This is a genomic window from Arthrobacter sp. MA-N2 (assembly GCF_000517125.1).
GTDB lineage: Bacteria > Actinomycetota > Actinomycetes > Actinomycetales > Micrococcaceae > Arthrobacter > Arthrobacter methylotrophus.
The window spans coordinates 3,639,046-3,656,763 of sequence record NZ_KI912155.1 but is presented as its reverse complement, the minus strand read 5'-3'; the positions used below and the strand labels follow the sequence as shown (position 1 = coordinate 3,656,763).

Below are 17,718 nucleotides of genomic sequence, written 5' to 3'. Positions count from 1 at the left end.
GCGCCAGACTGAATGGACTTTCCGTGACTACACCCCGCGTCCACATTGCTACGGATCACGCTGGCATGGAGCTCAGCGCCCACCTCGTAAGCCACCTGACCGCCAAGGGCTACGATGTGGTTGACCACGGCCCCAAGGTTTACGACGCCCTGGATGACTACCCTTCGTTCTGCATCAACGCGGCTGCCGCCGTGGTGGCAGACCAGAAAGCCGGCGTTCATGCATTGGGCATTGTCCTGGGCGGGTCCGGCAACGGTGAGCAAATTGCGGCAAACAAGGTCAAAGGCGTTCGCGCCGCACTTGCCTGGAACCTGTCCACGGCAAGGCTGGCCCGCGAACACAACGATGCCAACGTGGTTGCCGTGGGCGGCCGCCAGCACACCGTAGAGGAAGCCACGGAACTGATCGAGGCCTTCTTGGAGGAACCTTTCAGCAATGACGAACGCCACGTTCGCCGCATCGGAAAGATCGCCACCTATGAAAACACCGGCGAAATCGTCGCATAGTGCCTGAGGGGCATTCCATCCATCGCCTGGCGCGTCAGTTCCAGGATGTTTTCGCCGGCCACGCGCTGGGGGTTTCCAGTCCACAAGGGCGTTTCACCGCGGGTGCGTCCCTCTTGGACGGTCATGAGCTGCTGGAAGCAATGGCGCACGGCAAGCAGCTCTTCCTCCGCTTTGACCATGGCGTGGTTCTGCATGTCCATTTGGGTCTCTATGGCGCGTGGAATTTCGGCGGTGACGAATCCTTCCGGGGAGCCTCGAGTATCGGGGCTCCCCGGCGGATCGGCGAGCGGGAGGCTTTTTCACCGGATGCCGGGCCGGACGCAGGAATCAGCTACTCGGGGCCGCCCGAGCCGGTAGGTGCCGTGCGTGTCCGCCTCGTCTCGGCGAACGGCTGGGCGGACTTGCGGGGAGCCACTACCTGTGCGGCGATCACCGAGGCGGAGGTGGCGGCTGTCCTCGCCCGTCTGGGTACCGATCCCCTTCACAACCTCCCGGGAAACCGCGAGGAGTTCATGCGACGCGTGCGGCGCCGCAAGACCGCCGTCGGGCTCCTCCTGATGGATCAATCCGTGGTAGCCGGAATCGGCAACATCTACCGCGCGGAAGTGCTCTTCCGGCAACGCATTGATCCATGGGCTTCCGGCAGTTCCCTGGATGCTGAAACCGCCGGACTTCTGTGGGACGACACCGTGGCCGCCATGTCCGACGGCGTCCGGGACGGGCGGATTGTTACGACCCCTGCGGCGCTTTGGAGCGGCGGAAACGCCGGAGCGCTCGACGGCGAAGCCCACTTTGTCTACAAGCGGCAGGGCCAGCCCTGCCGTCGCTGTGGTGAGACCGTGGGGATGGCTGAAATCGGTGCGCGCAAGCTCTACTGGTGCCCGGGCTGCCAGAGCTGACGTTCGGCCCCGCCCCGCAAACACGCAGGAAACAACGCAGAAACGACGAAGGGCCCCTGGTGAGGGGCCCTTCGTTCCGTGGAGGGGACGACGGGAATCGAACCCGCGTAATCAGTTTGGAAGACTGAGGCTTTACCATTAAGCTACGTCCCCGGACAAGACTGCATGCACCTTTATGAACTTCCGGGTGTTCCGCGCATCTTTCCGGCGGCTGTTGAAGCCGGATATAACTAAACCTAATTCAGGGGCCAAGTGTCAAATGTGCATTCTCCGGCTAGATACCCGTAGACTGTCCTGTGCATTCACGGGGTGTAGCTCAGCTTGGCTAGAGCGCCTGCTTTGGGAGCAGGAAGTCGCAGGTTCAAATCCTGTCACCCCGACTCTGTGTGCCTGTCCCGATCCGGGGCGCGGCAGAACCCCATCCCACAAAACCAGGAGTACTTAGACTGTGAAGAGCGCTGTCGAGAACCTCACCGCCACGCGGGTCAAGCTCAACGTTGAGGTTCCCTTTGAGGAACTGAAGCCGAGCATCGACGCCGCTTACAAGACCGTTGCTTCGCAGATCCAGGTTCCCGGGTTCCGCAAGGGCAAGGTTCCCGCGAAGCTGGTTGACCAGCGCGTTGGCCGTGGCTATGTCTTGGAGACCGCCATCAACGATGGCCTAAACGGCTGGTACCAGGCTGCCGTGCAGGAAACCGGCGTTCGCCCGCTGAGCCGTCCCGAGGTTGAGATCACGGAGGTTCCGGACCCGACCTCGACCGACGGTGAGCTGAAGTTCCAGGTCGAGATCGACGTCCGCCCCGAGGTCGAACTCCCCGACTACGCCGGCATCAAGGTCGAGGTTGCCGCAGCGGACTCCTCCGACGCCGACGTCGACAAGGCGCTGGACGAACTCCGCGGCCGCTTCGGCACGCTGAAGTCCGTTGACCGCCCGGCCGCCGATGGCGACTTCCTGACGATCGACATCACCGCTACGATCGACGGCTCCGAAATCGACTCGGCTACCGGGCTTTCCTACCAGGTGGGCGCAGGCACCATGCTTGAGGGCCTGGACGAGGCCGTCACCGGCCTTTCCGCCGACGAGGAAGCAATCTTCAACACCACGCTGGTCGGCGGCGACCACGCCGGCGAGGAAGCCCAGGTCAAGGTCGTCGTCAAGACCGTCAAGGAGCGCGAGCTTCCTGAGGCCAACGACGACTTCGCCCAGTTGGCATCCGAGTTCGACACCCTTGCCGAACTGCGTGAAGACCTAGCCAAGCAGGCTGCTCAGTCGAAGGTCGTCGGCCAGGGCGTCGAAGCCCGCGACAAGGTCCTCGACAAGCTCGTGGAAATCATCGAGGTCCCGGTTCCGGACTCCGTTGTTGAAGAGCAGCTCGAGCAGCACTTCAACCCGGAGAACGCACACGGCGAAGGCGACCACGACACCGAAGAGCACCGCGCCGAGGTCAAGGCCAACGCTGCCCGTGCCTTCCAGAACGAGATCATCCTTGACGCTATTGCCGACAAGGAAGACGTGAGCGTCAGCCAGAACGAGCTGATCGACTACATCGTCAGCACGGCAAGCCAGTACGGCATGGACCCCAACCAGTTCGCCCAGATCATCGATCAGAGCGGCCAGGTACCCATGATGGTTTCCGAGGTTCGCCGCCGCAAGGCTCTCGCGGTTGTCCTTGGCCAGGCCGAGGTTGTGGACTCCGAAGGCAACAAGGTCGACCTGAGCGACTTCGTGCGCCCCGCAGGCGAAGAGGCTTCCGTTGTCGAGGAAGCCGAAGAAGCAGACGTTGTTCCGAGCGACGATCCTGCCGCAGTGAAGTTCTAGTTTTGCCTCAAGCCGCCCCCGGATCCTAGGATCCGGGGGCGGCTTGGTTTAAGCCCGGAAAGCATGGAAAGCGCGCCCTTCCGCAATCGTGCGCCGTCAGCGAACAGCGCGATTTGGGAGAACAAATCGCCGTGGAAAACGGTTAGTGTCCAAGTAGTGAAGATCAGGGATGGCAAGTTCAGCAATGGCCCTGTCACCAGCGAGAGGTAAGTACTTATGTCACAGCAAGCAGGGGCTCCCCGGATGGCAACCGTCGATCCAGCGGCCCAAGACAATTACATCTACAACCGCCTGCTGAAAGAGCGCATCATCTGGCTCGGATCCGAAGTCCGCGACGAGAATGCCAACGCGATCTGCTCCCAGCTCCTCCTCCTCTCGGCTGAAGACCCGGAGAAGGACATCTACCTGTACATCAACTCTCCTGGCGGCTCGGTGACCGCAGGCATGGCTATTTACGACACCATGCAGTTCATTCCGAACGACGTCGTAACCGTTGCCACCGGACTGGCGGCCTCCATGGGCCAGTTCCTTCTCTCTTCGGGCACCAAGGGCAAGCGGTACGCCACGCCCAACGCCCGCATCCTGATGCACCAGCCTTCCGGCGGTATCGGTGGCACGGCGTCGGACATCAAGATTCAGGCCGAGTTGATCCTGCACATGAAGAAGGTCATGGCGGAGTTGACCGCCGAACAGACCGGCCAGACCGTCGAGACCATCCTCAAGGACAACGACCGCGACAAGTGGTTCACAGCGGTCGACGCGCTCGAGTACGGCTTCTTCGACAAGATCGCCGCACACGCGGGATCGGTCGCCGGCGGCGGCGGAACGGCCAATGCTTCGAATTCCGAGAATTCCGAGAAGTAACCGGCACTAAGAAACATTCAGATCAGGAGCAATAAAATGAATTACAACTTTGGATGGTCTGCCGGTAATCTCCCGTCCAGCCGCTACGTCCTCCCGCAGTTCGAGGAGCGGACCCCCTACGGCTTCAAGCGCCAGGACCCGTACACCAAGCTTTTTGAGGACCGCATCATCTTCCTCGGTGTTCAGGTTGACGACGCTTCCGCTGACGACATCATGGCCCAGCTGTTGGTGCTCGAGTCCACGGACCCGGACCGTGACATCACTCTGTACATCAACTCCCCGGGTGGCTCGTTCACCGCTATGACTGCGATCTACGACACCATGACGTACATTCGTCCGGAGATCCAGACCGTTTGCCTGGGCCAGGCGGCGAGTGCGGCCGCTGTTCTGCTTGCGGCCGGTACGCCCGGCAAGCGCCTCGCCTTGCCAAACGCGCGGGTTCTGATCCACCAACCGTCGCTGTCCGGCGGCCAGGGCGGACAGGCTTCCGATCTTGAGATCCAGGCCGCGGAAGTCATGCGTATGCGCTCCTGGCTTGAGGACACGCTGGCCAAGCACTCTGGCCGGACGCCTGAACAGGTCAACAACGACATCGAGCGCGACAAGATCCTTACTGCCGCGGAAGCTATGAACTATGGATTGATCGACCAGGTGCTCGATTCCCGCAAGATCAAGCCCCAGGCGATCGCCAGGTAACTGGTAAGAATTCGACGCCGGTGCGGTTCAGGAAATATGGACCGCATCGGCGTTCTGGTTCAACCCAAGCAGCCCATTGTGTCCTACAGTGGAAGTTGTCATGGTGGCGCCCCCGCTGCGATCCCGCCAATTCGGCGGATTGGTACGGGGCTGCACCACCCGCATGAAACGAAGGGATTCCCACATGGCTCGGATTGGCGAGAGCACGGATCTGCTGAAGTGTTCTTTCTGCGGAAAGAGCCAAAAGCAGGTTCGGAAGCTGATTGCCGGGCCCGGCGTATACATCTGCGACGAGTGCATCGAACTCTGTAACGAGATCATCGAAGAGGAACTCGCGGAAGTATCGGATCTTGGTAGTTTCGAGTTGCCCAAACCGCGGGAGATCTTCGATTTTCTCCAGGAATACGTCATTGGCCAGGAGCCCGCAAAACGCTCCCTCGCCGTCGCGGTCTACAACCACTACAAGCGCATCCAGGCAGGCCACGCACCAAAGACCGGTCTTGGCGAGGGCGGACACCACGAGGACGTGGAGATCGCCAAATCCAATATCCTCCTGATCGGCCCCACTGGCTGCGGCAAGACCTACTTGGCCCAGACCTTGGCGCGCCGCTTGAACGTACCGTTCGCCGTCGCTGACGCCACAGCCTTGACGGAGGCCGGATACGTGGGCGAAGACGTTGAGAACATCTTGCTGAAGCTCATCCAGGCCGCGGACTACGACGTCAAGAAGGCCGAGCAAGGCATCATCTACATCGATGAGATTGATAAGATCTCCCGCAAGAGCGAGAACCCGTCAATCACGCGTGATGTGTCCGGCGAAGGCGTGCAACAGGCGCTCCTGAAAATCCTGGAAGGCACGGTAGCCTCGGTTCCGCCGCAGGGCGGACGCAAGCACCCGCACCAGGAATTCATCCAGATCGACACCACCAACGTGTTGTTCATCGTTGCCGGGGCCTTTGCCGGTTTGGAGGACATCATTGGATCGCGCTCAGGCCGCAAGGGCATTGGTTTCGGGGCCCCGCTCAATGAGGTCAAGGACAACGTGGACAGTTACGGTGAGGTGATGCCGGAGGATCTGCTCAAGTTTGGGCTGATTCCTGAGTTCATCGGACGTCTGCCTGTAATCACCACGGTTTCCAACCTTGACCGATCGGCACTCATCCAAATCCTCTCCAAGCCCAAGAACGCCCTGATCAAGCAGTACCAGAAGATGTTCCAGCTGGACGGCGTGGAGCTCCTGTTCGACGACGACGCCCTGGATTCGATCGCCGACCAAGCCCTTGAACGCGGTACCGGCGCCCGTGGTCTGCGGGCCATCATGGAGGAAGTGCTCCTGCCGGTGATGTTCGATCTTCCGAGCCGGGACGACATCGCCAGCGTCGTCATCACTGCAGACGCCGTGACCAAGAAGGGCCAGCCCACCATGATCGCGCACGAGGTCGTGGCGAAGCGTCGGAATAAGTCCGCCTAGCCTGGGGTTTGCATGATTGGTGCCGGACCCAGATTCTTCCGGTCAACCGCCCCCCGTACGTGCTATCCAAGGAGTTCCCTGTGCCCGCACAGACCGCCAACAAGGTTGATTTCTGGTTCGATCCATTGTGCCCTTTCGCCTGGGTGACGTCCCGCTGGATTGGCGAAGTGGAAGACGTTCGTGACATCGAGACCACATGGAACGTCATGAGTCTCTCCGTCCTCAACGAGGGCCGGGAGCTGCCCGCTGAGTACGCCGAAAAGATGAAGCTGGGTTGGGGCCCTGTCCGCGTCATCATTGCGGCCCGAGACTTGCACGGAGACAAATACACCAAGCCGCTCTACGACGCGATGGGTGTCCTGATTCACCACGAAGGCATCAAAGACTTTGCCGAGGTCATCTCCAAGGCACTGGCTGAAACCGGTCTGCCGGCCGAGTTGGCCCGCTTTGCCGATTCCGAGGAATACGATGTCCAGCTACGAGCCAGCCACGAAGCGGGTATCTCGCTGGTAGGCCAGGACGTCGGCACCCCGGTTGTTTCTGTCAACGGCACTGCCTTCTTCGGGCCCGTCCTGACCCGTATTCCCCGCGGCGAGGAAGCCGGCCGAATCTGGGATGCCGCGGTGACGCTGGCCGGGTACCCGCACTTCTTCGAGCTCAAGCGCAGCCGCACGGAGAGCCCCGAATTCAACTAGCCCGAATCCTTGCAGTCGTTTGAACCACGCACTGCACGGCTATTTCAGGAATCGCGACGTTCTGCGGTCCGCCAAGATCTTTCCGTTTGTCTGGCACCCGGGGCAGTACTGCAAAGCGGTGTCCGCAAAGGACACTTCGCGGATGGTGGTGCCGCATACGGGGCAGGGCTGGCCCGCTCTGCCATGAACCCGCATGGTGTTCCGCTTGGCGTCTTTGAGCTCGTTTGAAGCTTTCCCGACCGCGGCGGCGACAGCTGCACCCAAGACCCCCTCGATGGACTCATAGAGGACTTGGGTTGTGTCCCTGTCCAAGGACTTGGAGATGGCGAAGGGCGAGATTCTGGCGGCGTGGAGGATTTCATCGCTATATGCGTTGCCGATACCCGCGATGACGCTTTGGCTCCGAAGCAGTCCCTTGATCTGGTGCGAGCTGCCGGCAAGGATCCCGGCCAAAGTCTCTGCCGTGAATTCGGGGCTAAGGGGGTCCGGGCCGAGCGCCGCGATGCCAGGGACGTCGAGGGGGCTCCGGACCACGTAGATGGCGAGGCTCTTCTTCGTTCCGGCCTCGGTCAGGTCCACCCCCACGTGCGTTGAGCCGTCGCCCTTGGTGAAGCTGAGCCTCGCCGCGATATTGCTGCCACCCATCCGCAAATGGGTCTGCGAGGGTTGCTCTGTATAGCGCAACCAGCCGGCCTTGGCGAGGTGGAAAATGAATTGGATCCCCTCGGCGTCGAGACTGACGAACTTTCCGAAACGCTCCACCCCGACGATTTTCCGGCCCTCCAAGGCCGAGTAGGGCGGATCCGCCGTCTTGAGCACGGCGAAGGAGGTGATCTGGATCTTCGTCAGTTCGGCGCCGAGAAGATTCCTGCCCAGGAAGGCAGCTAGCCCGGCTACTTCGGGAAGTTCTGGCATAGCAACACTGTGCCACAAAGCATCCAAATGGCCAGAACCTTGGGACCCGTCAAACAGCCCGTTTCGACCGCCGGAATTACATGCCAGTAGTTCCTGAAGAGGGCTTGTGCTTGCTGGGGAGCGGGTCAAGAATAGTACTTACCCACTTCGAAAGAAGAGGGACGCGGAAACCAAAGATTCAGTGATATGTGTCTGACGCAGCCTTCGGCAAAGCTGGATACAAGCTACCAGTGACGAGGTAGGAAGACCTGAAAGTCTGAGGATTCCGCCAGACTGTCAGTCGTTACCGGACAGCCGAAAAGTCGAAGCCCCACCAACGGCTAAACGCTGATGGGGCTTCCCCTTTGCCCGCAAGCTTCCAAGCACTGCCCGAAAGCGTCCAGGCACCGCCCGGATACTCCGGGTCTTCGAGACTATGCCTGAGCGGGCTCCTCGGCAGGTGCCAGGACCACGTCGCTCACCGTGAGTTCGCCGTCAGCGGCCACCAGTGAGATCTCCTGCGCGTTGGCTGCGGCCTTCAGATCGCCCAGGCCGGCTTGCAGCTGTGCAACAAAGGACTCTCCCGCGCTGATCGTGGCCCGGAGAACTTCCGTGCGCTGCTTGACCTTTGCCTCGGACTTGGCCTTGCGGATGCCGCTGAGGGCGATGCCGACGGTGCCCAGCAGGGTGGTGTCGCCGTCGACGATCTCCACGGCTGCCGGCCACGCCGAACGGTGGACGGAACCGGCACGCCACCAGCTCCAGACCTCTTCTGTGGCGAAAGGCAGGAACGGTGCGAACAGGCGCAACAGCGCATCCAATGTGGTGGCGAGGGCCGCAAGCACAGAGGCTTGCTCCGTTTCGCCGGCAGCACCATAGGCACGGTCCTTGATGAGCTCCACGTAGTCGTCAGTGAACTGCCAGAAGAAGGATTCCGTGATCTGCAGTGCGCGGGCGTAGTCGTAGTTCTCGAACGCCTGGGTGGATTGTGCCACGACGTCGGCCAGCTGCGCCAACAATGCCCGGTCCAAGGGGTTGGTCAGGGGTCCCCACGCGGGCGTTTTTTCCGCGTGGGGGAGACCAACCAAGGGGTTGGTCTGGGCGGACAGATCCGCGCCGACAACGGAGTTTTCCGTGGCACCCAGGTTCAGCACGAACTTCGAGGCGTTGAGCAGCTTGATCGCCAGTCGGCGGCCGATCTTCATCTGGGCAATCTCGTAGGCAGTGTCCGCGCCGAGCTTGGCGGAGGCGGCCCAGTAACGGACCGCATCGGAGCCGAATTCGTTCAGGACATCGGTCGGAACAACCACGTTGCCCTTGGATTTGGACATTTTCTTGCGGTCCGGGTCCAGGATCCAGCCCGAAATGGCGGCGTGTTTCCACGGTGCGCTGTCCTGCAAGGCGTCTGCACGCACAGCGGAGGAGAAGAGCCAGGTACGGATGATGTCGTGGCCCTGCGGACGGAGGTCGAAGGGATAGACCTTGCCGAACAATTCCTCGTCACGGCTCCAGCCGCCCACGATCTGCGGGGTCAGTGAAGACGTGGCCCAGGTATCCAGGACGTCGGCGTCGCCAATGAAGCCGTTGGGTTGCTCGCGCTGGGACTCGTCGAAGCCCGGCGCCGCGTCAGCGGCGGGGTCCACGGGCAGCGACTCGTCGGACGGCAGGATCGGGTTTGCGTAGTCCGGATTGCCTTGGGCGTCCAGCGGGTACCAGACGGGGATCGGAACGCCGAAGAAGCGCTGGCGTGAAACAAGCCAGTCGCCGTTCAGGCCCGAAATCCAGTTCTCGTAGCGGGAGCGCATGAACGACGGGTGGAACTCGATCTCGTGTCCACGCGCGATCAACCGTTCGCGGCGGTCTTCGTCCCGTCCGCCATTGCGGATGTACCACTGCCGCGATGTGACAACTTCAAGGGGCTTGTCGCCCTTTTCGAAGAAGTTCACCGGGTGCGTGATCTTCTTTGGCTCGCCATCCAGCAAGCCGGCGGCGTTAAGGAGCTCCACCACGGTCTCCTTGGCAGAGAACGCCGTCTTGCCGGCGATCGCGGCGTAGGCTTCCTTACCGGCGTCGGTGGTGATCCACTCCGGTGTCTCAGCGATGATGCGGCCGTCGCGGCCCATGATGGCGCGGGTGGGCAACTGCAGCTCGCGCCACCAGGTGACGTCGGTCAGGTCGCCGAAGGTGCAGACCATGGCGATGCCGGAGCCCTTGTCCGCTTTGGCGAGCGGATGGGCTTTGACCTCGAGCTCGACGTCGAACAGGGGAGACTTCACAGTCTTGCCGAACAGCGGGAGGTAGCGCTCGTCGTCGGGGTTTGCCACCAGCGCCGCACAGGCGGCGAGCAGTTCCGGACGCGTGGTCTCGATAAAGATCTTCTCACCGTCTGCGGTGAAGAACGGGTAGCGGTAGTACGCTCCGGCAACCTCGCGGTCCTCTAGCTCGGCCTGAGCGACGGCAGTCCGGAAGGTCACGTCCCAGAGAGTGGGAGCCTCGGCCATGTAGGCGTCCCCGGCGTTCAGGTTCGCGAGGAAGGCACGTTGGGAGACTGCTCGGGACGTGTCGTCGATGGTGCGGTAGCTCAGGTCCCAATCTACCGACAGGCCGAGGGTCTGGAACAGGTTCTCGAAGACCTTCTCGTCCTCCACGGCGAGTTCCTCGCACAATTCGATGAAGTTCTGGCGGGAGACGACGTCGAAATCCCGCTGGTTCTTCGCTGGCTGTGCCGGCGGGCGGTAGTCGGAGTTGTACGGAATGGCGGGATCGCAGCGGACGCCGTAATAATTCTGGACGCGACGCTCGGTGGGCAGGCCGTTGTCGTCCCAGCCCATCGGGTAGAACACGTTCTTGCCGGTCATGCGCATGTAGCGGGCCTGGACATCCGTCTGCGTGAACGAGAACATGTGGCCCACGTGGAGCGAACCGGATGCGGTTGGCGGGGGAGTATCGATCGAATAGACCTGCTCCCGGGTGGTGTCCGGGTTGAACTTGTAGGTTCCTTCGTCCAGCCAACGCTGCGTAAGGGCAGCCTCGAGGCCCTCAAGGGCCGGCTTGTCGGGAACGTTGATGGGGGCGGTGGCGGGCGTGTCTGTACCCTGCGTTGATTCAGCCATGCGCCAATTGTTTCATGGCCCCCTTTGTTCCGCGGCACGCGGGCATGCAGTAGCATGCGGCTCATGGCGGAACTCAAAGATGTTTTGGTGATCAAGCGCATCTACGACGAGGCGGACGACGGCGACGGTTACCGGGTTCTCGTGGACCGGCTCTGGCCGCGGGGAGTGTCCAAAGAACGCGCCCGTTTGGATCTCTGGCTCAAGGACATCGCCCCGTCGCCGCCGTTGCGGACGGAATTTGCGCACATGCAGGAGCGGTTCGAGCACTTCCGCGAGGCCTACGAAGCTGAACTGGAAAAGAATCCCGCGGTGGAGGAGTTGCTGGAGTTGGCGGCGGGCAAGAAGCGCGTGACGCTGCTCTACGGAGCCAGGGATCCGGAGACCAACCACGCCCGGGTGCTGCTGGAGTTCCTGCTGGGCGCGGGCCAGGCAGACTCATGACCGGCAGCATCCCGCGTTAGGGTGGTGCCATGACTGAGGAAGCACAGACGAAGACCGCAGTAGTGACCGGCGCCAGCACGGGAATCGGCGAGGCCACAGTGCGGGCCCTCACCGCAGACGGCTGGAAGGTATTCGCCGTCGCCCGCCGTGCGGAGCGGCTTGCGGCACTCGGCGCGGAGACCGGCGCCGTGCCGTTCGCAGCAGATATCACCGACGACGACGACGTGGCCGCCTTGCTTTCTGCCGTCACCCAGGCCGGGGGAGCCGACACCCTCATCAACATTGCCGGCGGCGCACGTGGCGCAGACACCGTGGCGAACGCACAGAGCGAAGACTGGGACTGGATGTACCAAGTCAACGTCCTCGGCACCCTGAAGCTGACCCGTGCCTTCCTGCCGATGCTTCGGGCCCACGGCGAGGGAACCGTTCTGAACCTGACCTCGACGGCGGGATTCACCGCTTACGAGGGCGGCGGCGGATACAACGCGGCCAAATTTGCCCAGCACGGAATGACGGGCGCCCTGCGCTTGGAGGAAGCCGAGAACAACATCCGCGTGATCGAGGTGGCGCCCGGACTCGTCCGTACCGAGGAATTCGCGCTTAACCGCCTCGGCGATGCCGATGCGGCCGCCAAGGTGTACGCCGGGGTCGAGAAGCCACTCACCGCGGAGGACGTCGCCGACGTCGTCAAGTACGCGGTCTCGCTGCCGCACCACATCAACCTGGACGAGATCATTATCCGTCCGGTGGCGCAGGCCGCCACCCATAAGCTGATCCGCAAGGGCTAGATTCCCGGCGCCCCACGCTCCATGCTGCCAAGTGGAGCTCGCGGCGCCGCTGCCGCTAGACTTGTGGCACAAGCTTTGACCCGGACATCACCGGTGAGCTTCCGGAAGAACGCCCCCGGCACCGCGGGGTCAGTAGAACCGGACGGGTAAGCCCGTCACAGCAGCAATGAGCGGCCGTCGCCGGAACAGCTCCCTTCACATGGAGCAGCACCAGCGGCGGTAAGTGAGGTGGTACCGCGGTACCGGCGCTGTTGGAATCAACAGCCTGGGGCCGTCCTCGCATCCTGAATGAAACTTCGTGTTCACCGGCTCAACCCAGGATGAAGAGATGACGCATTACCCTAAGGCCTCCACAACGCCGTCCGGCACCTCCGCGGGGGTGTCCGCCTCCGTGAAGTTCCCGGAGATCGAAGAGCGCATCCTCAAGTACTGGGATGAGGACGGCACGTTTCAAGCCAGCATCGACCAACGCAGCGCCGATCTTCCCGGTGGGCACCCCGGCAGCAACGAGTTCGTCTTCTACGACGGTCCTCCCTTCGCCAACGGCCTGCCCCACTACGGCCATCTCCTCACCGGCTACGCCAAGGACCTGGTAGGCCGCTACCAGACCCAGCGCGGCAAGCGCGTCGAGCGACGCTTCGGTTGGGACACCCACGGCCTGCCCGCCGAACTCGAGGCCATGAAGCAACTGGGCATGACGGACAAGACCCAAATCGAAGCGATGGGCATCGACAAGTTCAACGACGCCTGCCGCGCCTCCGTCATGAAGTACGCAGACGAATGGAAGAGCTACGTCAAGCGCCAGGCCCGCTGGGTGGACTTCGACAACGACTACAAGACCCTCAACGTCGACTACATGGAGTCTGTCCTTTGGGCCTTCAAGCAGCTCCACGAGAAGGGCCTCACCTACAACGGCTACCGCGTCCTGCCGTACTGCTGGAAAGACGAGACCCCGCTGTCCAACCATGAGCTGCGCATGGACGACGATGTCTACCAGAACCGCCAGGACCAAACCGTCACAGTGACCTTCCCCATCAAGGCAGGAGAGTCGGAACTTTCCACGTCCCTCGCCGGCGTGCAGGCGCTCGCCTGGACCACGACCCCTTGGACGCTGCCCACCAACCTGGCGCTCGCCGTCGGGCCTGACATCTCCTACGCGGTGGTTCCGGCCGGTCCCAACGGCATCAAGGCCGCCTCTCCGGAGGCTCCGGTGACAGGCAGCTTCCTGTTGGCTGCCGATCTCCTCGGCACCTACGCCAAGGACCTGGGGTACGGTGATGGTGCCGATGGCGTAGCTGCCGCTACTGCCGCCGTCACCGCCAGCTACACGGGCTCCCAGTTGGCCGGCCTGGAGTACGAACCGCTCTGGGACTATTTCTCCGACACCGAGAAATACGGCACGCAGAACGGCTGGCGCTTCCTCGTAGCAGACTACGTCACCACCACCGACGGTACGGGCATCGTCCACCAGGCGCCGGCCTACGGTGAAGACGACCAGAGAGTCTGTGAGGACGCCGGTATCCCCGTGGTGCTTTCGGTCGACGAAGGCGCCAAGTTCCTCTCCCTGTTCGCGCATGGACCCCTTGCCGAAATCTCCGGATTGCAGGTCTTCGATGCCAACAAGCCGATCACCCAGGCCCTCCGCTCCGCCGGACGCTTGGTCCGCCAAGCCAGCTACGAGCACAGCTACCCACACTGCTGGCGCTGCCGCAACCCCTTGATCTACCGTGCCGTGTCCTCCTGGTACGTCGAGGTCACCAAGTTCAAGGACCGTATGTCCGAGCTGAACCAGGAGATCAACTGGATCCCCGGCAACGTCAAGGATGGACAGTTCGGCAAATGGTTGGCCAACGCCCGCGACTGGTCCATCAGCCGCAACCGTTACTGGGGCTCGCCCATCCCTGTGTGGCAGTCCGATGACCCGGAGTACCCGCGCACGGATGTTTACGGCTCGCTCGCCGAGATGCGGGCCGATTTCGGCCGCCTGCCGCTGAACAACGACGGCCAGGTTGACCTGCACCGCCCGTTCATCGACGAACTGACCCGGCCCAACCCGGACGATCCCCGCTCTCCCGAAGAGGGCCAGTCCACGATGCGCCGCGTTGAAGACGTCCTGGACGTCTGGTTCGATTCCGGTTCCATGCCCTACGGCCAGGTGCACTACCCGTTCGAGAACCAGGAATGGTTCGACACGCACAATCCGGCCGACTTCATCGTCGAGTACATCGGGCAGACCCGCGGCTGGTTCTACATGCTGCACATCCTGTCCACGGCCCTCTTCGACCGCCCGGCTTTCCGCAACGTGATCAGCCACGGCATCGTCCTGGGTTCCGACGGGCAGAAGATGTCCAAGAGCCTGCGCAACTACCCGGACGTCTCCGAGGTCCTGGACCGTGACGGTTCCGATGCCATGCGTTGGTTCCTGATGTCCAGCCCCATCCTGCGCGGCGGCAACCTTGTGGTCACCGAGCAGGGAATCCGCGACGGCGTCCGGCAAGTCATCCTGCCGCTATGGAACGTGTACAGCTTCTTCACCCTGTACACCAACGCTTCCGGCGCAGCCGGTGGGCAACCGTCCGGTTACGACGCCAAGCTGCGTTACGACGGCTACACGGACACCCTGGACCAGTACTTGCTGGCGAACACCGGGGACCTCGTTCGCAACATCACCTCCAGCCTGGACGCGTACGACATTTCCGGCGCTTGCGATGAGCTGCGCAGCTATCTGGACATGCTCACCAACTGGTACGTGCGCCGTAGCCGGCAGCGCTTCTTCGACGAGAACACCGACGCCTTCGACGCCCTCTACACGGCACTGGAGGCCGTCTGCCGGGTCTCGGCATCGCTGTTGCCTTTGGTTTCCGAGGAAATCTGGCGCGGCCTCACCGGCGGACGTTCTGTGCACCTGGCCGACTGGCCGGAGGCATCACAGTTCCCTGCGAACCCGGACCTCGTCGAGGCCATGGACCGCGTCCAGCAGATCTGCTCTGCCGGTTCGAGCCTGCGCAAGGCCGCCAACCTTCGCGTTCGCCTGCCGCTGCAGGAACTCACCGTGGTGGCACCCGGCGCGGATGCTCTGGAAGGCTTCGCCGCCGTCGTCGCGGATGAACTGAACTTGCGCTCCGTCCGGCTCCTGGACGCCGCGACGGCCTCGCCGGAGGAATTCGGCATCGAGCAGAAACTCGTGGTCAACGCCCGTGCGGCGGGCCCCCGCCTGGGCAAGAACGTCCAGCAAGCCATCAAGGGATCCAAATCCGGCGACTGGTCTGTGCAAACAATCGACGGCGTTGGGGGAGTCGTTGTTTCCGGCGGCCTTGAGCTGGAACCGCAGGAGTACACCCTGGAAACCGTCGTCGCTGAAGCGGCTGACGGATCCTCGACCGCTGTCGCTGTCCTCCCTCACGGGGGCTTCGTGGTCCTGAACACCGAGGTCACTCCGGAACTGGCCGCTGAAGGCTTGGCGCGCGACATGGTCCGTGCCATCCAGCAAGCCCGCAAGGACGCCGGACTCAATGTCAGCGACCGCATCCACACCACGGTTCTGGCCAGCCATGACGTTGTTGACGCCCTGCGCGCCAATGAAGACCTGGTCAAAACCGAAACCTTGTCCCTCAAGCTCGACCCCGTCGTCTCCGGCGACGCCGCCGAGCCGCAGATCACCGTTACCAAGATCGAGGCCTAGTACATGAGCGACGAATTCTCCGTGGAAAGCGTCTACGCCGAACTCCTGGGCCGCGCCCCGGAAAACAAAATGGAACCGCGGCTGGCACCCCTGTACAGGGCCATGGACGTGCTGGGGGAGCCCAACAAGGCGTTCCCGATTATCCATATCACCGGTACCAACGGCAAGACGTCGACCGCCCGCATGATTGAGGCCGGGCTGCGCGCACACGGCCTGAGCACCGGCCGTTACACCAGTCCGCACTTGACCAAGGTCACCGAGCGAATCAGCATCGATGGCGAGCCGGTGTCGGATGAGACCTTCGTCCGGATCTGGGACGAGATCCACCCGTACCTGGGGATCGTGGACAAGGAACTCGAGGCAGAGGGCCAGCCCCGGCTCACTTACTTCGAGTGCCTGACCATCCTGGGATTTGCGATCTTCGCTGACCAGCCCGTCAATGTGGCCGTGATGGAGGTCGGTTTGGGCGGCATCACCGATGCCACCAACGTGGGCGACGGACAGGTTTCGGTGATCACTCCGATCTCCCTGGACCACACCGATCTCCTAGGGGACACCACGGAGGATATCGCCTACGAGAAAGCCGGAATCATCAAGCCCGGTGGCTTCCTCATCAGCGCCGCCCAACCGGTGGACGCCGCTCAGGTGCTTCTGGAGAAGGCACGCGAAGTCGGTGTGCCGTTCCGCTTTGAAGGCGTCGAATTCGGCGTGGAGTCCCGCACCGTGGCCGTCGGGGGCCAGGTCCTGACCATCCAGGGACTCGCCGGCCGCTACGAGGACCTCATGCTGCCCTTGCACGGCGCCCACCAGGCAGAGAACGCCGCGGTCGCCGTCGCCGCCCTGGAAGCGTTCCTCGGGGGCGGCGAGAAGGAGCTGGATGCCGATGTGCTCCGCGAGGCTTTCGGCAATGTCACCTCGCCGGGCCGTCTTGAAGTGGTGCGCACCGCTCCCACGATCATCGTGGACGCCGCACATAACCCTGATGGCATCCGTGTCTCCGCCGAGGCGATCGAGGAGGCCTTCAGCTTCAGCAAGCTGGTGGTGGTCATCGGGATCCTGAAGGAGAAGAACGCGGAGGAAATCCTGAGGCAGCTCAAGGAGTCCCTGGGTGGACTGGCAGAGGAGTTCTGTTTCACCCAGTCCAACTCACCGCGGGCCATCCCCGCCGCGCAGCTGGCCGATCTCGCCGTCGATCTGGGCTTCGGCGCGGACAACGTGCATATTGCCGAGAAGCTCGACGACGCCATCGAATGGGCCGTGGAAAGGGCTGAAGCCAACGATGACCTGGCGGGCGGCGTGCTCGTCACGGGCTCCATCACGGTGGTGGCCGAAGCGCGCATGCTCCTCGGAAAGACAGGTGCGTGAGCATGGCTAAACTCACCAAAGCGCAGCGGGAATGGCGCCCGGGGATGCCCAAACAGCGCCGGTCCACCAAGGTGATGTTCGCTTCGACCGTGCTCCTCCTGGAAGCGTTCGTCGCGTTCTTCGCCACCTTGGCGGTCTTTGGCCTGAAGCGCGGAGAAGTGCCGCCGGCGCTGATCCTGAGCTTCGGCATCGCTTTGAGCGTCGTGCTGGTCCTGGCCTGTGCTGTCCTCAGCAAGCCGTGGGGCATCGGCACCGGCTGGGCATTGCAGCTGGTGCTGGTTCTCACGGGAATCGCCGAGCCTACGATGTTCGTCGTAGGGGTCCTGTTCGCGGCGTGCTGGTGGTATGGCATCCGGGCCGGCATGAGGATTGACCGCGAAAACGCCCAGCGTGATCGCGAGCAAGCCGAGTGGAACGCCGCGCACGGGGAAGACCCCACCGGGCAGTCCGCCTAAGCCGAACCCCGTAAACTAGCTGGGAAACCC

General features: G+C 62.7%; 14 protein-coding genes and 2 tRNA genes. 13 read left to right on the top strand and 3 right to left on the bottom strand.

All coding sequences use genetic code 11. The annotated features are described in order from the left end of the window. Positions 1 to 23 precede the first annotated feature (23 nt). Together A3M3_RS0117835 and A3M3_RS0117830 are read left to right on the top strand one after the other, a co-directional pair. Positions 24 to 506, top strand: coding sequence for a ribose-5-phosphate isomerase (locus tag A3M3_RS0117835; RefSeq protein ID WP_028267474.1), 483 nt, complete (start codon positions 24 to 26; stop codon positions 504 to 506). Next, positions 506 to 1,405, top strand: coding sequence for an Fpg/Nei family DNA glycosylase (locus tag A3M3_RS0117830; protein WP_028267473.1), 900 nt, complete (start codon positions 506 to 508; stop codon positions 1,403 to 1,405). Before A3M3_RS0117835 ends, A3M3_RS0117830 begins: the two co-directional genes overlap by 1 nt. Positions 1,406 to 1,484: 79 nt before the next feature. Here A3M3_RS0117830 and A3M3_RS0117825 read toward each other — a convergent pair. After that, a tRNA-Gly gene (locus A3M3_RS0117825) sits at positions 1,485 to 1,558 on the bottom strand. Positions 1,559 to 1,710: 152 nt separating this feature from the next. On the opposite strand from A3M3_RS0117825, the gene A3M3_RS0117820 reads away from it, so the two are divergent. The 6 genes from A3M3_RS0117820 to A3M3_RS0117795 all read left to right on the top strand — a co-directional run bounded on the left by A3M3_RS0117820 (position 1,711) and on the right by A3M3_RS0117795 (position 6,950). Further along, positions 1,711 to 1,785, top strand: a tRNA-Pro gene (locus A3M3_RS0117820). Positions 1,786 to 1,853: 68 nt separating this feature from the next. Beyond that, positions 1,854 to 3,224, top strand: coding sequence for a trigger factor (tig, locus tag A3M3_RS0117815; protein WP_028267472.1), 1,371 nt, complete (start codon positions 1,854 to 1,856; stop codon positions 3,222 to 3,224). Positions 3,225 to 3,467: 243 nt separating this feature from the next. Next, positions 3,468 to 4,088: an ATP-dependent Clp protease proteolytic subunit gene (locus A3M3_RS0117810; protein ID WP_028267471.1), complete on the top strand. Its 621-nt coding sequence runs from the start codon at positions 3,468 to 3,470 to the stop codon at positions 4,086 to 4,088. 36 nt (positions 4,089 to 4,124) lie between these two features. Continuing rightward, positions 4,125 to 4,784: an ATP-dependent Clp protease proteolytic subunit gene (locus tag A3M3_RS0117805; RefSeq protein WP_028267470.1), complete on the top strand. Its 660-nt coding sequence runs from the start codon at positions 4,125 to 4,127 to the stop codon at positions 4,782 to 4,784. A 184-nt stretch (positions 4,785 to 4,968) separates the two neighbouring features. Continuing rightward, positions 4,969 to 6,255: an ATP-dependent Clp protease ATP-binding subunit ClpX gene (gene clpX, locus A3M3_RS0117800; protein WP_028267469.1), complete on the top strand. Its 1,287-nt coding sequence runs from the start codon at positions 4,969 to 4,971 to the stop codon at positions 6,253 to 6,255. Between the two features lie 80 nt (positions 6,256 to 6,335). Then, entirely contained in the window at positions 6,336 to 6,950 is a 615-nt protein-coding gene (locus tag A3M3_RS0117795; RefSeq protein ID WP_028267468.1) for a mycothiol-dependent nitroreductase Rv2466c family protein, read from the top strand. Positions 6,951 to 6,989: 39 nt separating this feature from the next. Here A3M3_RS0117795 and A3M3_RS0117790 read toward each other — a convergent pair whose 3' ends face one another. Both A3M3_RS0117790 and valS read right to left on the bottom strand, forming a co-directional pair. Further along, a complete protein-coding gene (locus A3M3_RS0117790; protein ID WP_028267467.1) occupies positions 6,990 to 7,865 on the bottom strand; it encodes an Fpg/Nei family DNA glycosylase in 876 nt (291 codons plus the stop codon). Between the two features lie 413 nt (positions 7,866 to 8,278). Continuing rightward, a complete protein-coding gene (valS, locus tag A3M3_RS0117785; protein WP_028267466.1) occupies positions 8,279 to 10,957 on the bottom strand; it encodes a valine--tRNA ligase in 2,679 nt (892 codons plus the stop codon). A 63-nt stretch (positions 10,958 to 11,020) separates the two neighbouring features. Between valS and A3M3_RS0117780 the strand changes: the two genes are divergently transcribed. The 5 genes from A3M3_RS0117780 to A3M3_RS0117760 all read left to right on the top strand — a co-directional run bounded on the left by A3M3_RS0117780 (position 11,021) and on the right by A3M3_RS0117760 (position 17,688). Continuing rightward, positions 11,021 to 11,398, top strand: coding sequence for a DUF488 domain-containing protein (locus tag A3M3_RS0117780; RefSeq protein WP_028267465.1), 378 nt, complete (start codon positions 11,021 to 11,023; stop codon positions 11,396 to 11,398). Positions 11,399 to 11,427: 29 nt separating this feature from the next. Then, the gene (locus A3M3_RS0117775; RefSeq protein ID WP_028267464.1) at positions 11,428 to 12,186 is read left to right on the top strand and encodes an SDR family oxidoreductase; all 759 of its coding nucleotides are present in this window, start codon (positions 11,428 to 11,430) and stop codon (positions 12,184 to 12,186) included. A 328-nt stretch (positions 12,187 to 12,514) separates the two neighbouring features. Beyond that, a complete protein-coding gene (ileS, locus tag A3M3_RS0117770; protein WP_028267463.1) occupies positions 12,515 to 15,868 on the top strand; it encodes an isoleucine--tRNA ligase in 3,354 nt (1,117 codons plus the stop codon). Between the two features lie 3 nt (positions 15,869 to 15,871). After that, positions 15,872 to 17,233 (top strand): bifunctional folylpolyglutamate synthase/dihydrofolate synthase, encoded by a 1,362-nt coding sequence (locus tag A3M3_RS0117765; RefSeq protein WP_028267462.1) that lies wholly within the window; start codon positions 15,872 to 15,874, stop codon positions 17,231 to 17,233. 2 nt (positions 17,234 to 17,235) lie between these two features. Next, on the top strand, positions 17,236 to 17,688 hold the full coding sequence (locus A3M3_RS0117760) for a DUF4233 domain-containing protein (RefSeq protein WP_028267461.1): 453 nt from the start codon (positions 17,236 to 17,238) through the stop codon (positions 17,686 to 17,688). Positions 17,689 to 17,718: the final 30 nt, after the last annotated feature.